This window comes from Mycobacterium sp. 20KCMC460 (genome assembly GCF_022179425.1).
Lineage (GTDB): Bacteria > Actinomycetota > Actinomycetes > Mycobacteriales > Mycobacteriaceae > Mycobacterium > Mycobacterium kiyosense.
Window position 1 is genome coordinate 1935959 of record NZ_AP025524.1, and the last position, 14715, is coordinate 1950673.

The window sequence follows — 14715 nt, forward strand, 5'->3', positions numbered from 1 at the left end:
CGAACGATGACCGTTGACCTGACCGTTCCCGAAGTGCATCTGCACATCGGCGGCGAGGCACGAACGCAGGGCTCGGGCGGCGTGCACCAGCACGTGTTTCCGGCCACTGGTCAGATCCAGGGACCGGTGCCGTTGGCCGGTCCCGACGACGTCGACGCCGCCGTGCGCGCCGCGCACACCGCGTACCCGACGTGGCGCGGCTGGCGGCCTGCGCAGCGGGCCCGGGTGCTGCGCCGGCTCGGTGAGCTGATGGAGCGCGACGCCGCGGAAATCGCCCGGCTCTCGGTGCTCGACAACGGGATGTCGGTGACCATGAGCCGGCCCCTGGTCGACATCATGGCCAACTGGACGTCCTACTACGCCGGCTGGGCCGACAAGATCGAGGGCCGGGTCACCTCGTTCCCCGCCAACCAGCGCGAATTGGCCTACTCGATGCCCGAACCGTATGGCGTCGTCGGCATCATCCTGACCTGGAACGGCCCGGTCGTCTCGATCGGCATGAAACTCATCCCGGCGCTGGCCGCCGGCAATACCGTGGTGATGAAACCGTCCGAGCTGACGCCGTATGCCACCGAGCACCTGATGGGCCTGATCAAGGAGGCCGAAATCCCGGACGGCGTGGTCAATCTCGTGCTCGGTGGCCCCGACACCGGCGACGCACTGGTGCGCCACCCGCTGGTGCAGAAAGTCAGCTTCACCGGCGGGCCCGCCACCGCCCGCAAGATCCTGGCCGCCTGCGCCGAATCGCTCAAGCCGGCCGTCCTCGAACTCGGCGGCAAGTCCGCCAACGTGCTGTTCCCCGATGCCGACCTGGACACCGCGGTCGCCGTCAACGCCTTCAGTGTGCTGGGCACCCTGGCCGGGCAGGGCTGTGCGATTCCGTCGCGGATGATCGTGCACGACGACATCTACGACGACGTCGTGGGGCGGGTGCTGGGGATCGTCGCGGCCATGCGCTGCGGTGACCCGTTCGACCCGGCGGTGGTGATCAGCCCCGTGGTGACCCGCGCCGCCCAGCAACGGATTCTGGCCATGATCGAGCGGGCCGAGTCCGACGGCGCGAAGCTGCTGACCGGGGGCCGGGCTCCCAGCCAGCTACCGGATGGCTTCTTCGTCGAACCGACCGTGCTCGGGGACGTCGACCCCGATTCCGAACTCGGTCAGGTCGAGGTGTTCGGGCCGGTGCTCTCGCTGATGCGGTTCGACACCGAGGAACAGGCAATCGCGATGGCGAACTGCACCGACTACGGCCTGGCCTCCTACCTGTACACCAAGGACGTGGACCGTATCCAGCGGATGGTGACGGCGTTGCGGGCCGGCGGGGTGTACGTGAACGGCGCCAGCCCGGTGGTCGGCTGCGAGCTCGCATTCGGCGGCATCGGCATCTCCGGGTTCGGCCGGGAAGGCGGGCAGGAAGGCCTGTTCGAATTCCTGCGCACCAAGGCGGTCGGCATCGCATGAGCAGGCCACTACAGCTCGACGGCGCGGTGGCCGTGCTGACCGGCGCAGGCAGCGGCATCGGCCGCGCAACCGCGCTGGAATTCGCTCGGCGCGGCGCATCGGTGGTGGTCAGCGACCTGTCGGCGGACCGCGTCGCCGAGGTCGTCGAGCAGCTCCGGGCGCTCGACCGGCCGGTCGCCGGGCTGCCGGCCGACGTCACCGTCGAAGCAGATCTGGTGCGCCTGCGCGACGCGACCCTCGGCCGCTTCGGCTGCATCGATGTGGTGATGAACAATGTCGGGGTGCTCGCCATCGGCGCCCCGGAAACCCTGCCCGACGAGGCGTGGAACCGCACTCTCGACGTCAACCTGCTCAGCATCGCCCGCAGCAACCGTGTGTTCCTGCCGGGACTGATCGCCCAGGGCAGCGGTCACGTGGTCAACACCGCCTCGGCCTCGGGGCTGCTCAGCTACGGCTTCGACCGGCTGCCCTACCTCGCCTCCAAACACGCGATCGTCGGGATCACCGAGGCGCTGGCGACCTACCTCGGACCCAAAGGCATTGGTGTGACCTGTCTTTGCCCCTCCGGGGTGATCACCAATATCCTCGAGGGCATCACCTGCTACGGGGACGCACCCGCGACGCCGCGGGCTCCGGCGCACCGGATCGTGAGTGCCGAAGACGTTGCAACGCTCACCGCCGACGCGGTCGAACAGGGCCGATTCCTGGTGCTGACCGCACCCGAGGTGCGCGACGAACTGCTGCAGCGGGCCACCGATATCGAGGCCTACGTACGCGCGGCCATCGAGGCGCAATCATGACCGGTCTTCGAATCGGCTTCGTGGGCTTGGGATCTCAGGGCGGCCCGATGGCGCGGCGGATTATCGAGGACGGGTTCCCGACCACGTTGTGGGCGCGCCGGCCGGAGTCGCTGAAGCCCTATGACGGCAGCGGAGCCCACTACGCCGCGGACCGCCGCGCGCTGGGCACCGCCTCGGATGTGTTGTGCCTCTGCGTAGTCGGCGACGTCGACGTCGATGAGGTGTTGCGCGGCGACGACGGGGCGTTGGCGACGATGGCGCCGGGCAGCATCGTGGTGATCCACAGCACCGTGCATCCCGAAACCTGTCGTCGATTGCAAAAAGATTATCCTGCAATACATTTCGTCGACGCTCCGGTCTCCGGCGGCGGGCATGCGGCGGCCGCCAGATCGCTGCTGGTGATGGTGGGTGGCGACGACGAGCCGATCGCGCGGTGCCGCCCGGTGCTGGACACGTTCGCCGACCCGGTGGTCCGGTTGGGACCGTTGGGTGCGGGCCAAGCCGCCAAGCTACTGAACAACTCGCTGTTCACCGCGCAGCTCGGCCTGGCCGCCAGCACCTTCGCGGTCGCCCGCGACCTCGGCGTCGACCTGGACGCGCTGACCGAGATCCTGTCCACCGGCAGCGCCCGCAGCTACGCCGCGGAGGTGATCGCCAATTCGGGCCACACCCTGGCCGTGATGGCGGAGCTGGCCGGAACACTGCTGGCCAAGGATGTCGGGATCCTCACCGACGTGGTCGGGGACCAACCGCCGCCCGAGTTGATCCGAGTAGCCGCCGCCACCATCGCCGCCATGCAGTTGGACGGCCGGTGACCACCCGGACGCCCCCGGCGACGGCGCTGCAGTTGCTGTTGGCCGCCGAGCGGTTGTTCGCCGAGCACGGCCTGGCCGGGGTGTCGCTACGGCAGATCTCGGTGGAAGCGGGCTCGTCGAACAACTCCGCGATCCGCTACCACTTCGGCTCCAAAGACGAGCTGCTGCGCGCGATCTTCGCCTACCGGCTGGGCGACCTGACCCAGCGCCGCGCCCTGCTCAAGGCCCGGGCGAACCCCGATGACCTGCGGGCCCAGCTCGAGGCCCACATCCTTCCGCTGCTGGAGCTGGCCGAGTCGCCCGACAGCTCGTACGTGTCGTTCATCGAGCAACTGCAGCGCGCGGGCGCGGTCGAGGTCTTCCTGCACCAGGCGAACGCGATGAAGTCTCAGGACGAGTTCGGTTCGGTGCTGCGCCGGCTGCTGGCGCACCTGCCGGAACCGGCCCGTACGCTGCGCATCCAGCAGGTCCAGGACCTCGGGGTGCACCTGGCCGCCGAACGAGAGCGCGCGGTCCGCCGCGGCGACGCCGTCGTGCCGTTCGCGTTGTTCGTCAGCGGGGTCGTCGACGGCCTCGCCGGCTTCCTCGGCGCGCCGGCCTCCGCAGAGACCGAACGGCTCGTCGCGCGCGACAATCCGGGGCCCTGACTCGGCGGGAACAAACCACCGGTCGTGCGCGACTATTAGAGACGTGTACTGCGAGGTGGCCCGCGAAGCGCTCTCGGCGCGGCTGGACGGCGAACGCGAGCCGGTCCCGGCGGCGCGGGTCGACGAGCACCTCGAAGGCTGCGCCGAGTGCCGCGCCTGGTTCGAGCAGGTGCAGACCCAGGCCGACGAGCTGAGCCGGATGCTGCAGTCGCGGCCGGTCATCGCGCCGCTCGCCCCGCTCGACCTCGGTCCGGTGCGGGCGCGGCGACGCGTCGGGCTCGGTTGGCGGCGCTGGGCGCTGCTGGGGGTCGGCGCGGCGCAGCTCGCGTTGTCCACTGTGCAGGGGCTCGGCCTCGAGCTGGGTCTGACCCACGAGCACGGCATGGGTCCGGGCCATCATCTGCTCAACGAGTCCACGGCATGGTCGCTGGCGCTGGGCGTGGTCATGGTGGTGGCCGCGCTGTGGCCGGCGGCCGCGGCCGGTCTCGCCGGCGTCCTGACCGTGTTCGTCGGGGTGCTGGCCGTCTACGTCGTGGCCGACGCCCTGTCCGGCGCGGTCACCCTCACCCGGATCGGCACCCACATCCCGGTGCTGCTGGGCGCGGTGCTGGCCACCCTGGTGTGGCGGCGCGACACCGCGCCGCCGCCCGACGGCGTCACCTCAGAGCCCGATATCGTGTTGCCGCCCAACGCATCTCGCGGCCGGCGTCGTGGCCACCTGTGGCCGACGGACGGCTCGGCGGCCTAGCTCGTCGAACCGGCCCGCCTGCTCAACCGACGTCGTCGGTCGCCTGAGCCGCCTGCAGCAGATCGCTGCGGGCCCGCGCCACCCGCGACCGGATGGTGCCGATTGGGCACCCACCGACCTCGGCCGCCTCCGCATAGGACAGGCCCAGCACCTGCGTCAGCACAAAGGCCTCCCGCCGTTCGGGGTCCAGCCCGTCCAGCAGCATCCGGATCTCCACGACGTTCTCGATCCGGCTGGCGTAGCGGCCCTGGCTCAGCACCTCATCGAGATCGCGGACCTGCGTGGTGCGGGGTCGGGCGCTGTTGTGCCGAATCTGGTCGACGACCACCCGCCGCGCGATCGACAGCAGCCAGGTCCGGGCGGTGGACCGGCCGCTGAACCGGGGCAGCGACCGGATCGCCCGCAGAAAGGTCTCCTGAGTCAGGTCGTCGGCGCTGCCCGGGTCGGCCAGGTAGGCCACAGTGCGCCAGACGTCGCGCTGGGTGGCCGCGATGAACTGCGACAGCGCGACCTGGTCGCCCCGTCCCGCAGCTTTCGCGAGCTGCGTGATCAGGTCCTCCTCGCCGACCGTGCCTGTCGCCACGGATACTGAGGGTAGGCCATGGATGGCTGGAACTTATCGCCAGCCCGCAACGACTTATCTCTCTGGATCTCTTTGGATCCGGGATCAGAGGAGGTGGACGGCCACGATGTCGTCGATGACCGCGGCAACAGACGAGCTGCCCGCGCGTGTTCAGCGGGTGCAACTCGAGGTCAGCGGTATGTCCTGCGCCGCGTGCGCGCGGCGGGTGGAGTCGGCGCTGAACAAGGTGGCCGGGGTGCGGGCCTCGGTGAACTTCGCCACCCGGGTGGCGACCGTGGACGCCGGGGAGGACATCGGAGCCGACGAACTCTGCGCGGTGGTGGAGCGTGCCGGATACCGGGCCGAGCCGCGCCGCGCCGGTGCGTTCGACGCCGACCCTGACGCCGACCAGGCGCGCTACCTGCTGATCCGGCTGGCGGTCGCCGCGGTCCTGTTCATCCCGTTGGCGCATCTGTCGGTGATGTTCGCCGTCGTGCCCAGCACCCGGTTCACCGGCTGGGAGTGGGTGCTGACCGCGCTGGCGCTCCCGGTGGTGACCTGGGCGGCGCTGCCATTCCACCGGGTCGCGATGAACAACCTGCACGCCGGCACCGCGTCGATGGAGACGCTGATCTCGGTCGGCATCATCGCCGCCACCGTCTGGTCGTTCTACACCGTCTTCGGCGAGCACCCCCATGTCGAGCATCGCGGCGTGTGGCAGGCGCTGCTGGGCAGCGACGCCATCTACTTCGAGGTCGCCGCCGGCGTCACGGTTTTCGTGTTGGCCGGCCGGTTCTTCGAGGCCCGCGCGAAGTCGAAGACGGGCAGTGCGTTGCGCGCGCTGGCGGCGTTGAGCGCCAAGGACGTCGCGGTGCTGCAGCCCGACGGGTCCGAGCTCGTCATCCCGGCCGACGAGCTCGAGGAGCAGCAGCGTTTCGTGGTGCGTCCGGGTCAGACGATCGCCGCCGACGGCCTGGTGGTCGACGGGTCGGCCGCGGTGGACATGAGCGCGATGACCGGTGAGGCACGCCCGGTGCGGGTGCAGCCCGGCGCGAACGTCATCGGCGGCACCGCGGTGCTCGACGGCCGGCTGATCGTGGAGGCGGCCGCCGTCGGCGCCGACACCCAGTTCGCCGGCATGGTCCGCCTCGTCGAGCAGGCGCAGGCGCAGAAGGCCAATGCGCAGCGGCTGGCCGACCGCATCTCCGCGGTGTTCGTGCCGTGCGTCTTCGCCGTCGCGGCGCTGACGACGCTGGGCTGGCTGGTCGCCGGCGGCGGGCTGGACCGAGCCTTCTCCGCCGGGTTGGCGGTGCTGGTCATCGCGTGCCCGTGCGCGCTGGGACTCGCCACCCCGACGGCCATGCTGGTCGCTTCCGGGCGTGGCGCCCAGCTCGGCATCTTCCTCAAGGGGCACAGTTCGCTGGAGGCGACTCGCGCGGTGGACACCGTGGTGTTCGACAAGACCGGCACCCTGACGTCGGGCCAGTTGGCGGTCGGCGCGGTGGTGGGCGCGCCGGGCTGGGATGCGGCCGAGGTGCAGCGGTTGGCTGCGGCGGTGGAGGCGGCTTCCGAGCACGCGGTGGCGCTGGCGATCGCCGCGTCGACGACGGCGCCGGGGGCACCCGAACCCGTCACCGACTTCCGGGCGGTGCCCGGCCGCGGCGTCAGCGGCACCGTGGCCGGTCGTGCGGTGCGGGTCGGCAAACCGTCCTGGATCGCCCCGGCCTGCACCACCGCCGAACTTCTCAACGCCCGCCGGGACGCCGAATCACGAGGCGAGACACCGGTTTTCGTGGAGGTGGACGGTGTCCCCTGCGGGGTGATCGCGGTGTCGGACGCGGTCAAGGAATCGGCGGCCGGTGCGGTGGCGGCGTTGCATCGGCACGGCTTCCGGACGGTGCTGCTGACCGGTGACAATCCAGCCTCGGCGGCCGCGGTGGCCGCGCAGGTGGGCATCGACGAGGTGATCGCCGATGTGCTGCCCGAAGGCAAGGTCGACATCATCGAGCAACTGCGCGACGGCGGGCGGGTGGTCGCGATGGTCGGCGACGGCATCAACGACGCGCCCGCGCTGGCGTGTGCCGACCTGGGAATGGCCATGGGCCGTGGCACCGACGTGGCGATCGAGGCGGCCGACATCATCCTGGTCCGCGACGACCTGGACGTGGTGCCGCTGGCGCTGGACCTGGCCGCGGCCACCATGCGCACCATCCGGATGAACATGGTGTGGGCGTTCGGCTACAACATCGCCGCGATCCCGGTGGCCGCCGCCGGGCTGCTGAATCCCTTGATCGCCGGTGCCGCGATGGCGTTCTCGTCGTTCTTCGTCGTGTCAAACAGCTTGCGGTTGCGCAACTTTGCTACGTCCGCGCGCCAGTAGGGCGCGCAGTGGCTGCGGCTGAGCGTTGACTTCGGCGACGGTATCGATGGCCAGCTCGACCGTCGGGCGGTCCGACAGGTATTGGGCGTAGCTGCGCTCACCCAAGCGTGCGCCCAGGCTGACCCAGCCGTCCAGCACCGACCACTGCCGCGGGTTGCGCCGGGCCCAGTCGCTGCGATCGAGCCGCGCCTTCCATTCGGCGACCCCGACTTCCTCGAGCCCGTACCCGTCAAGAAATCCGTTGTAGGACACCGGCTCGCCGCGCAGTACGGTGAGCCCGCCGCCCAGCGCGCCCGATCGGGACGCAAGGTCCACGATGGCCGCCGCCGCGGCCGCGCCGGTGGTGATCTCTTCGGTCAGCGTCAGGGCAGGGTAGGCGCCCACCGCCAGACACGCGTCGACCAGCGACACGAATATGTCGGTGGAATTGGCCAATTGGTGTTCGTCACCCAGCACCCGGGGCAGGCGCACGAGGGTGAAATCCAGCGCGGGCGCTGCCGCGGTCACCACGAGTTCGGCGAGCGACTTGGCAGCCGCGTACGGATACGGTGCGTGCCGGGGATCGGTGACGCACGGCTGGGTGACGTCGGCGTTGACGACCAACGTCGACAGATGCACCAATCGGGCACCCTGCCGTGTGCAGGCTGAGGTGAGGGCAGTAACGAATTCGACGTTGGCCGAACGGAGTTCACGGTAGGGCACCAGCACATTGGTGTTGCCGACGCAGTTGATGACGGTGCGCGCGCCGCGCAGCAACGCGTCGAGTTCGTCGGAGTCGAACCGGTCCAGCGGTTGCAGCCGGATCCGGTCGGCGCCGCGCAGCGAATCCCACGGCTCGCGATGGGGGAGGGCGGATCTGGCGGCGAAGACCACGTCGGGCAGGGACGCCCCCGACCGCGTCAGGTCGAGGACCGCGCGCGCGAATCCGGTGCCGAGGATGCCCGAGGCGCCCAGCACCACGATCGACCCCGCGTCGCGATGCTGTGCAAGGCCGGCAGTTTGCGGTCTGCGCAGCAATGCGAGATCGCACTCGATCTGGGCTGCGGTGCCGGCGTCCAGCCAGCCCTGCGCGGCTTGGTCCTCGATCAGGTTGGCGGCGGTGTCGGCGCTGATCAGATCCAGCAGGGTGAGCGGGCGCCCCAGGTATGCGCGGGTCTGCGGCAGGATCCGGATCAGGTCCACCGAACCGACACCCGCCGCGAGCAGCGACGTGTCGGCCCGGATCGGCTGGTCGAGCTGCCGACTCCACATCCCGGCCAGCGCGGCCGCGGTGCCTGACGCGGTATCGGTTGCAGCGCAGTCATTTTGGGGCAAGTCGGGTAGGTTTTCGCTGTCCACCTTGCCGTTGGGCCGGCGCGGGAGGTCGGCGACGGCGACCACGAAGAACGACGGCACCCCAAGGTCGTGCAGCAGCAGCCTGATGCGGGCCGCCGCCGCGGAGTCCGTGCCGGTGCTGCGGGTCTGTCCGGTTTGGAACCAGACCCCGAGCCGACCGTCACGGGGCTCGACCGCAAGGTCGGATACCGCGGGGTCGGCGCAGACGCGCGCGAGGACCTCGGCGGTGTCGACCCGCTTGCCGCCGATCTTGACGATCGCGTCTTTGCGCCCGGAGAAGACCGGGAACCCTGCGGCGTCAAGCGATACCCGATCGGCGGTGGCGAAGGCGCGGCGCAGCGTCCCGTCGGCGGCGGCGACGATGCCGAAGCCACCGCCCTCGATCCCGAGGTAGCCCGCCGAGACCAGGTCGCCTACCACGACGACTTCGCCGAAGGCGGTGAACACCGAGCCGGGCAGCATGGGACGACCCACCCGGTTGCTGCCGGCACCGGTGATCGGCAGGTAGGTGACGACGACCGTCGTTTCGGTCGGGCCGTAGCTGGACACCAGCGAAATCCGCTGTGCTACAGCGTGCGCCAACCATTTGTCGATGGCGGTGGCGCGAACGGGTTCGCCCCCGACGACGAGCTGCCGCAGCGTCGAGCGACTGAGCGCCTCCAGCGCCGCGTCGTCGTCACACAGCAGCTGCCACCCGGCGGTCGGTAGGTCGGCCACCGTCACCCGAAAGGCGAGAAGGTCCCGGATCAGCGTGTCCAGCTCGCCGGACTTCATGCCCGCGGAGCGCACCAGTTCCGCCCCGCAGGACGCGGCGCCGAAGATCTCCTCGACACTGATGTCCGATGTCAGTGGGGCGCTTTGCAGGATGGTGTCGTTCGGCCCCCATCCGTAGGCGCGCCGGACCGCACGGCAGAACGCACCAAGGGAACCGTGCGTCACCCGCACCAGCTTGGGCTGCCCGGTTGATCCCGAGGTGGGCATCACGTAAGCGGTTCCGGTGGCGAGCCCCGGCGCGCGCCGCGCTGTTTCGAGGCGCCCGTCGACGACTTCGCGCCGGGCATCGTCGAGGACGGGCAGAGCAGCGGTTTGCAGATCGACGACGTGTGCGGTGTGCCCGGCGGCGGTGATGGCGGCGGCGCGCGGCGGCAGCTCCTCGACGCGGTCGCACACGCTGTAGCCGCAACCGGCGAGGTGGCAGGCGACCAGCAGGTCGATGGTCCGGTCGGTGTCGTCGTCGCAGCACACCACGACGTCGCCGAGTGCGACGCCGTGGTCGACCAGCCAGCCGACCCAGGGGCGCACGAACATTCGCCGTTGCACGAATCGGTCGACTGCTGGATCGGTGAACCATGCGGTGGCCGTTGGTGTTTCGGGTGGGCTGGCGTGGTTTCCCGGCCGCCGGGCGCCGTCGGCGTCGATGATGAACCAGTCGTCGACCGTCATCGCGATCGGCTGGCGCCACAGCTTGGGCATCGCCTGCAACGCGTCGGCGAGGCGTTGGGCGACCGCGGGTGGTCGCCCGTCACCCGACAGGTCCGCCCGGTCCCAGACGGCCAGCTGCAGGCACCGCTGCGCTTCGTCCTGTACGCATGCCACGGTCATGCCCTCGACGGGGCCGATGCGGGTCGCCACCGGCGCCTCGGTCAGCCACGGTCGAAGCTGCGGCGCGCACGACTGGCGGATGAAGTTGAGCGTCAACGCTTGCACCCCGGTGGTGCGGTTGATCGCCAGGTACATGCGGCGGTACTGCTCCTCGCGCAGCCAGCGCCGCCGGACCGCCTTGACATAGCTGCGGTCCAGCATCGCGACCACGTCGGCGACCGAGGCGAACGGCTGGAACCGGACCGGGTGCGCCACCGAGTTGACCAGGCATGTCGCCACATTCAGCTCGGGATCGCCGAACCGGTTGTCCACTGCGTGGACGACCAGGGATTCGGTGCTCTGGTGCAGGCTCGCGTCCACGGCCACCGCGGCGGCGGCCACCAACACGTTGAGCGGAATGTGCTCGGACTCGGAGAGGGCGACAAGCTCGTCGTAGCGGTCACCGCAGATCTGCACCGATTCGCGCAGCACCGCACGGCCGGCCGACACCGGCGCCCCACCCGGCACCGGCGGCTCCTGGGCCAGTTCGCGCTGCACCGTCGCGGACAGGCGCTGCAATGCGTCCACCACTTTGGTCGCTTCGCGCCGATGAGCCGCCGCAACCTTGGTCAGACCATCTGTGGCGCAGGGCTTCTCGGCGGCCTGCGCCAGGTGGCGGGCCAGGTCGGCCTCGATGATTCCCGTTGCGCCCCCGTCGAGCAGAATGTGGTGGGAGTCGACGTCCATCCCGCACACAGCGCCGTCGCCGTCGGTCCGCACGGTGTACCGCACCAGTGGCCGGCCCAGAATGCCGGACCGCCAGGTGCTGCTGAGTTCGTCGTCGTCCTGCGCGAACCGCACCAGGTCGGCGACCCCCAGCCGCGGCACCAGATCGGGGAAGCCGTCCCCGCCGGGCGCGGCCTGCAGAACGCAAAGCTGAATCGGATTGTCCAGCACCGAGGCTTCCAGCGCGGCGAGGAATCGGGCGGCCGGGAGGGGGCGGAACCGGTACCGCTTGCCGATCAGATACAACGAAGGATCGGCGTCCTGCTGCACCCCGTGATAGATGTTGCGTTGCGAGTAGGTCAGTGGAATGCGTTGCGCGCGAGCATGATCGGATTCGATCACGGCGCGGCTTCCAGCTCGGTCCCGGCCAGCTCCGCGACCCAGCCGGCGATCGACAGATTCTCCGCCAACCGGGCGGGCAACGCCGACTCGCGATCCACCCCAAGCCTTTTCATCAGCAGCACGCATCGCACCGAATCCAACCCGAGATCCCGCAGATCAGTGGCGTCGCCGTCGACGAGGTCGGTTTCGTCCACGTACAGCACCTCACAGACGGCGGCAAGGATGGTGTCGCGCAGGCGCTCAGCCACGGGCCATCGCTCCCACTGGTGCGTCGATCACCTTGGCCGCCAGCGAGGTTCGCATGACTTTGCCGGACTGCGTCCGGGGGATGTCGCTGACCAGCACGATGGTCGACGGACGGGCCGCCGCCTCGGACTCCTGCCGGAAGCGGGCTGCGATGGCCTGCTGCAGCTGTCGCCGGCCGGCTTCGTCGCATGCCGCCGCGGGTACCACCGCCAAACCGACCAGCGCCCCGAATTCGGCGTCGGGAATCTCGTAGCACGCCGCCTCCCGCACGCCCGGCACACACTCCGCGATCCGGTCCACTTCGTCGGGCGCGACGTTCACCCCGCCGCAGATGATCATCTCCGACGAGCGGCCCTTGATGTAGAAGAAGCCGTCGTCGTGGCGCTCCAGCAGGTCGCCGGTGTTCACCCAGCCGTCGCTGAGTACCTCGGCGGTGCGGTCCGGATTGTTCCAGTACCCCAGCATGTTGGCCGGGGACTTGATCCACAGCGTGCCGAACGAAGCCGAATCGGCGGCCCCGAAGCTTGGTGGCCGTTCGCCGTCGGCGGCGAGATAGACCTCGACGCCCGGGTAGGGCCGACCCACGGCGCCCGCCTCGATCCTGGTGATGGAACCGTCGTCGGTGGGCAGACACAATGCGGTGCAACCGGTTTCGCTCAGTCCATATACTTGCGCGGTGCGGACGCCGGTGGCCTCGACGAATCGCACATCGGCCGCGATCGCGCGGGAACCGCCGTAGCCGAGCAGCCGCAGCGACGGCAGCGTCGCGTCGTTAGCCTTGAGCTCCGAGACCAGTTTCGCCAGCAGCGTCGGCACCAGGCAAGTCGATGCCACGGCATTGCTAGCAAGGATCTGCAGCAATGACGTGGTGTTCTCGCCGCCGGTGATACAGCATCCGCCGCGTATCAGGCAGGTCAGAATCCACCAGAGTCCGCCGATATGGGTGGCGGGTAGCGGCGAATACGTGGTTTCGCCGTCCACCCAGCTGATCCAGTTCAATCCCTCGTTGCGCAGAATGTCCGGGATGGCATAGAACGTGCGGTTGGCCAGCAGCACCGCCTTCGGTTCGCCGGTGGTGCCGCTGGTGAAGATCATCGCCAGCGGATCCTCCGCCCCGAGGTCGGGGTAGTCCACGTCCGCGAAGTCCCCGGAAGAGGCGGAACCGGTTTCCACCGCGACGGTCGGCAGGTCGGCCAACGCGTCGGGCATATCCCTGGCGCCGGGGGTTGCCAGAACCGCGGTGGGCCCGGTGATTTCGGCGAAGCGGGTGATGGTTGCCGGCGGCAGGTTCGCATCGACCATGACGGCGATGGCCCCGAGCCTCGCGCAGGTCAGCACCGACAGGTAGGTCTGCGGCCCGTTGTCGGAGACGACCAGCACCCGGTGTCCTCGAGAGACACCTTGCGAGGCAAGGGTTTCAGCGTACCGCTCCAGTTCGGTGAACAGTGTTCCGTAGCGCAACACGGCGGTGCCGTCGACACGGCGCAGCGCGATCGCCTCGGGTCGTAGTCGTGCCTGATCGCGGACACGTTGCAGCACGGTGGGTGCTAACTGGGACATGACGTTTGACTTTTCTGCCGGAGGGTCAGGGGATGTTCAGGGCGGCCAGCTCGACCTCACCGGAGGCCGAACCGCCGTACTCGTCCCAGAACTCGATGGCGCACGGGACCGACAGGTAGCGCAAGGTGCGGTCGATGACTTTGAAGTTCTGGCACAACAGCCGCGCGGAGAACTTCTGGGCGTTGATCGGCCTGCGGAACCGCGAGGCGGTGTTCTTGATAAGCATGCTGGGCAGCTGCAGGTCGAAGTAATCGGAGATCGACCAGCCCCGCAGCACGGGAATCTCCTCGTTGAGGATGGCCGGCGCGAAGGCGCTGTAGGCGAGCTGGTTGAAGCACAGGATCAGCTCGGCGGCGTTGAAATGCCCGGTGCTGCGGATATAGGCGGATTCCTCGATGCGAAAATTGCCGACGGCGTAGACCGAGTCGGCGGTCGCCTGATATTCGGCGTCGAGCAGGTAGCGGCAGCCCTTGTAGGAATACGGCTCGAGTACCCGGACCAGCAGATCCTCGGGAATCGGCGCCGTGACTGCGGATTCCGGCGAAATCGCGGGCTGCGCGGTGGCCGGCACTTCGATGTGAGTCATGCCGCGTACCCCGGCGTCGCAAGGCCGTCCAGCATGGTCAGCCGGTGGGTGGTCAGCGTTCCCGAGGCGGTGCCGTGTTTGGCCCGGTGCATCAGAACCCGGTTGTCCCACAACACGATGTCGCCGACTTCGTAGTGCTGGGTGTGGATGAAGGGGGACTTGTATTCGGTGTCGAGCTGGCCGGTGGCCTCCATCAGCTCCTGCAGCACCGCAGGATCGAGCGGGTCGCCGTTGCGGTCCTCGATCTTGGTGGTGCCCGAGGCGCAGATGTAGAGAATCTCTTCCCCGGTCTTGGGGTGCCGGATGATGGTCGGCCACTTGATCGGCGGTGTGGTCCGGCTGATCTCGGCCCAGACTTCGCCGATCGGCCGGTATACGTCGCTGGGTCGAATCTTGATGTGGCGCCGCGGATCATGGGTGCTGACCGTCCCGCGGACCGGCTGCTGCTTGGCCGCGGGCAGCGACTCCCATACCTGGTTGAGGTCGATGAAGTAGGTGCCGCGGTCGTGGCCGGGCACGGCCAGCGGAACCACCATGGAGAAGGCGAACGGTTCCGGCATGAACATGTAGTCGATGTGCCAGAACGCCCCGGTCTTGGGAACGCCATGGCCTTCCTCGGTGGAGGAGACAAAGATCTCGGGATGCTGCGCGTGGTGGTACATCGGCTCGTAGTAGGGCACGATTTGTCCGACGATCCGTCCGAGCCGGATGAATTGCTCCGGGGTCGGGTGCACGTCCTTGAGGATCACCAGCTTGTTTTGGTAGACGATGTCGCGAATCTCTTCGGTGCTGATGTCGTCCAGGTTGCTGGGATCGATACCCGTGACTTGCGCCCCGAGTCCCTTGCCTTTCACGTTGAGCGTCAT

12 protein-coding genes are annotated in these 14715 nt (G+C 69.2%); 6 read left to right on the top strand and 6 right to left on the bottom strand.

The annotated features are described in order from the left end of the window. Positions 1 to 6 precede the first annotated feature (6 nt). The 5 genes from MKCMC460_RS09015 to MKCMC460_RS09035 are packed head-to-tail and all read left to right on the top strand — an operon-like array spanning position 7 to position 4471. Positions 7 to 1461, top strand: a complete 1455-nt coding sequence (locus MKCMC460_RS09015; RefSeq protein ID WP_238305583.1) for an aldehyde dehydrogenase — start codon at positions 7 to 9, stop codon at positions 1459 to 1461. Next, on the top strand, positions 1458 to 2261 hold the full coding sequence (locus MKCMC460_RS09020) for an SDR family oxidoreductase (protein WP_236981567.1): 804 nt from the start codon (positions 1458 to 1460) through the stop codon (positions 2259 to 2261). Before MKCMC460_RS09015 ends, MKCMC460_RS09020 begins: the two co-directional genes overlap by 4 nt. Next, on the top strand, positions 2258 to 3076 hold the full coding sequence (locus MKCMC460_RS09025; protein WP_236981568.1) for an NAD(P)-dependent oxidoreductase: 819 nt from the start codon (positions 2258 to 2260) through the stop codon (positions 3074 to 3076). The genes MKCMC460_RS09020 and MKCMC460_RS09025 overlap by 4 nt, the downstream gene beginning before the upstream one ends. Next, positions 3073 to 3723, top strand: coding sequence for a TetR/AcrR family transcriptional regulator (locus MKCMC460_RS09030; protein ID WP_236981569.1), 651 nt, complete (start codon positions 3073 to 3075; stop codon positions 3721 to 3723). Before MKCMC460_RS09025 ends, MKCMC460_RS09030 begins: the two co-directional genes overlap by 4 nt. Positions 3724 to 3766: 43 nt before the next feature. Further along, complete coding sequence (locus tag MKCMC460_RS09035) at positions 3767 to 4471, top strand: zf-HC2 domain-containing protein (RefSeq protein ID WP_236981570.1); 705 nt, start codon at positions 3767 to 3769, stop codon at positions 4469 to 4471. A gap of 22 nt (positions 4472 to 4493) precedes the next feature. On the opposite strand, the gene sigC is transcribed toward MKCMC460_RS09035, so the two are convergent. Further along, complete coding sequence (gene sigC / locus MKCMC460_RS09040; protein ID WP_236981571.1) at positions 4494 to 5054, bottom strand: RNA polymerase sigma factor SigC; 561 nt, start codon at positions 5052 to 5054, stop codon at positions 4494 to 4496. 115 nt (positions 5055 to 5169) lie between these two features. Between sigC and MKCMC460_RS09045 the strand changes: the two genes are divergently transcribed. Beyond that, positions 5170 to 7413, top strand: coding sequence for a cation-translocating P-type ATPase (locus MKCMC460_RS09045; RefSeq protein WP_236981572.1), 2244 nt, complete (start codon positions 5170 to 5172; stop codon positions 7411 to 7413). Here the strand turns inward: MKCMC460_RS09045 and MKCMC460_RS09050 are convergent. Genes MKCMC460_RS09050 through MKCMC460_RS09070 form a run of 5 tightly spaced genes read right to left on the bottom strand, consistent with a single transcriptional unit; the run spans position 7366 to position 14715 of the window. Continuing rightward, on the bottom strand, positions 7366 to 11457 hold the full coding sequence (locus tag MKCMC460_RS09050) for an AMP-binding protein (protein WP_238305585.1): 4092 nt from the start codon (positions 11455 to 11457) through the stop codon (positions 7366 to 7368). The two genes, MKCMC460_RS09045 and MKCMC460_RS09050, sit on opposite strands and share 48 nt — an antisense overlap. Then, positions 11454 to 11693: an acyl carrier protein gene (locus MKCMC460_RS09055; protein ID WP_236983906.1), complete on the bottom strand. Its 240-nt coding sequence runs from the start codon at positions 11691 to 11693 to the stop codon at positions 11454 to 11456. The genes MKCMC460_RS09050 and MKCMC460_RS09055 overlap by 4 nt, the downstream gene beginning before the upstream one ends. Positions 11694 to 11697: 4 nt before the next feature. Next, positions 11698 to 13263: a fatty acid--CoA ligase FadD10 gene (gene fadD10, locus MKCMC460_RS09060; RefSeq protein ID WP_236981574.1), complete on the bottom strand. Its 1566-nt coding sequence runs from the start codon at positions 13261 to 13263 to the stop codon at positions 11698 to 11700. A gap of 25 nt (positions 13264 to 13288) precedes the next feature. Continuing rightward, complete coding sequence (locus tag MKCMC460_RS09065; protein WP_236981575.1) at positions 13289 to 13849, bottom strand: FcoT family thioesterase; 561 nt, start codon at positions 13847 to 13849, stop codon at positions 13289 to 13291. After that, the gene (locus MKCMC460_RS09070) at positions 13846 to 14715 is read right to left on the bottom strand and encodes a TauD/TfdA family dioxygenase (RefSeq protein ID WP_236981576.1); all 870 of its coding nucleotides are present in this window, start codon (positions 14713 to 14715) and stop codon (positions 13846 to 13848) included. Before MKCMC460_RS09070 ends, MKCMC460_RS09065 begins: the two co-directional genes overlap by 4 nt.